Genomic DNA, 2,040 nt, shown 5'->3' on the forward strand with positions numbered 1-2,040 from the left:
CGGTCATCTCAAAATTGGTGTTAGTGTTAGACATATATTCAAGCCTATCTCTTATCTGGAGATACAGCTACTGTCTGGTGTTTCAGGGGGCTACATCAGTTGAAAGAGGTTTGCGTGAATCTGGAAAATGAGGCAGCACCATAGTTTCAGATGCTGTGGTCGCATCCCAGTGCCACCATCCATAAGGCCCATATTCACGGTTGTAATAATCTTTTTTGAGTTGCTTTCGGGCCAGATAAGCAGGAGTGGCCATACCAAATACTTCCATCGGGAACGGCTTATCGCTTTTTGTGTCGAGCAGGTAGAAGTCAGGGAACACCTCACTAATACTCGCATCATAACGCATGGGCTTAACGTACTGCCGGTGCTCTGCATCCAGCTTTTCTGCAACAACCGCCTCATAGGAGGAGTCCAGAGGTATCCAGTTCTCGCTAACGTGCATCAGCACAATTTGATGAGCTCTTACAGAAGGGCCTCTGCCGGTTACCGCAGCTGGTGACGTCAACGCAAAGACAACTATTTTCGCTCCGGATTTCCATGCTGCGTACTCCGATGAAAATCGTTTCTTTACGCTGTCCCAATGGCCTTCTGAATTGAAAAAAATCAGCGGTAGCCCCCCAAAATTCCGCAGGGGTAAAAATTTAAGTGGCTTCTCATGCTTTTCAGCATCGTAGCGAGGTAAAACTGACAGGAGCATGAGACGTTTATCACTCATCGCCTGTGATGAAAGACGCTGAATCTGCGACTGAGCGACAGGTTGTTTCGGGTCAGGTACACCAATGAATAAATGGTCACCTATGCAGGCTCTGCCGGTACGAATTTGTTTAGCGGTTTCAAGCAGACGATACCGTACCAGTGAATCGTTACGTTTCCCTGCCATTTTCGGGTACCAGACATTCAGACCAGACTCTGTCCACAAAAGACTAAGCAAGCCCAGGAGGGTCATTGAGGCCTGACCACCTTCTGGTCGCTGAAGATGGGGCAGGGGAGGCACTTCTGATTTTTCAGGAGGATCTTTCTCTGTCATACCGATACCGAGCCTTACAGCCATATCACCTTCGGTTGTAATCCGGACCACACCACTCGCATATCCTTTCAGGCCGGTATGCCGGGCATCAAGGGAGAAGAATACACAGGAAGGATCATGCTCAATGCCCGTGTTAGCGGCTTTGACGAGAATAAAGGCATCACCGTTCGGTAAAGCACGAACATAAAGTCGCTTTTCTCCTTTTCCACGACATCCGCAGGTGATGACTGATTTTTGACCTGAGGTGTGGTGTGCTTTTTTAAGAGCCGACTGCCACCCTTTAGCAAACTCATCCTGCGTTTGAAAGTCAGGTGAATACCTTTTGACGTTTGGATCGTCGTCGTAAGCAATCATCACTGCGAATTTTTGGCTCATAGTAGTCTCCTAAACAGGAAGTTTAATATCCCAACCAGAGCAACACTTCCTGAGCGTCATACTGTTCCTTTACGCCCATGTCGCTAAAGAATTCTTCGAAATCTGTTTCGGGAACGCAATGCCTGGACAGTTCTTGTAATGCTCGTTCTTTAGATACCGTCTCACCTTCAGCTGATTCGAAATACGTCATGGTTGACCTCTGACATTATTACAACAATCTTAAGCATTTAAATTGATAAATGAGCTTAGTTCAGCACACTTCATCGTATGACTTCCGCAATCGCAAGGAAGCAACATAATCAATTCGTGACTTCAACAATTTAGCGACGGCTGCAAAGACATCAACTATCACTGAGTTCCCAAACTGTCTGTAAGCCTGTGTATTGGACACAGGTATACGGAAAACACTTTCCCCGGGTTTATCGAAGCCCATAAGCCTGCTGCATTCACGTGGCGTTAGCATGCGTGGCCGACGATCCATATTGTCCGGGTTATGGAAATCAGACTCTCCCAGCTCATGGGACCAACCCCGATCAATAGTAAGCGTCGTCTGAGTACCGTCTGGTCCCGAATCCAGGATCCTGTAACTTAAGCACCCACTTATTTTGCAGGTGGACACCTCATGCGCGCTAAAGAAA

The 2,040-nt window shown here is 47.4% G+C and carries 2 protein-coding genes and 1 pseudogene; all 3 read right to left on the reverse strand.

Annotated elements, in window-relative coordinates:
* Positions 1–82: 82 nt before the first annotated feature.
* On the reverse strand, positions 83–1,402 hold the full coding sequence (locus ACMWLG_RS25695) for a DUF1173 family protein (RefSeq protein WP_200484668.1): 1,320 nt from the start codon (positions 1,400–1,402) through the stop codon (positions 83–85).
* Between the two features lie 22 nt (positions 1,403–1,424).
* Positions 1,425–1,592 (reverse strand): hypothetical protein, encoded by a 168-nt coding sequence (locus ACMWLG_RS25700; protein WP_000220758.1) that lies wholly within the window; start codon positions 1,590–1,592, stop codon positions 1,425–1,427.
* A 60-nt stretch (positions 1,593–1,652) separates the two neighbouring features.
* Positions 1,653–1,943, reverse strand: a pseudogene (locus tag ACMWLG_RS25705) (DNA cytosine methyltransferase); the annotation flags it as partial.
* Between the last annotated feature and the right edge of the window lie 97 nt (positions 1,944–2,040).

This window comes from Enterobacter sp. 01-M-02-SI-ECC, from assembly GCF_047530595.1.
In the GTDB taxonomy this organism is placed as follows: domain Bacteria; phylum Pseudomonadota; class Gammaproteobacteria; order Enterobacterales; family Enterobacteriaceae; genus Enterobacter; species Enterobacter cloacae_M.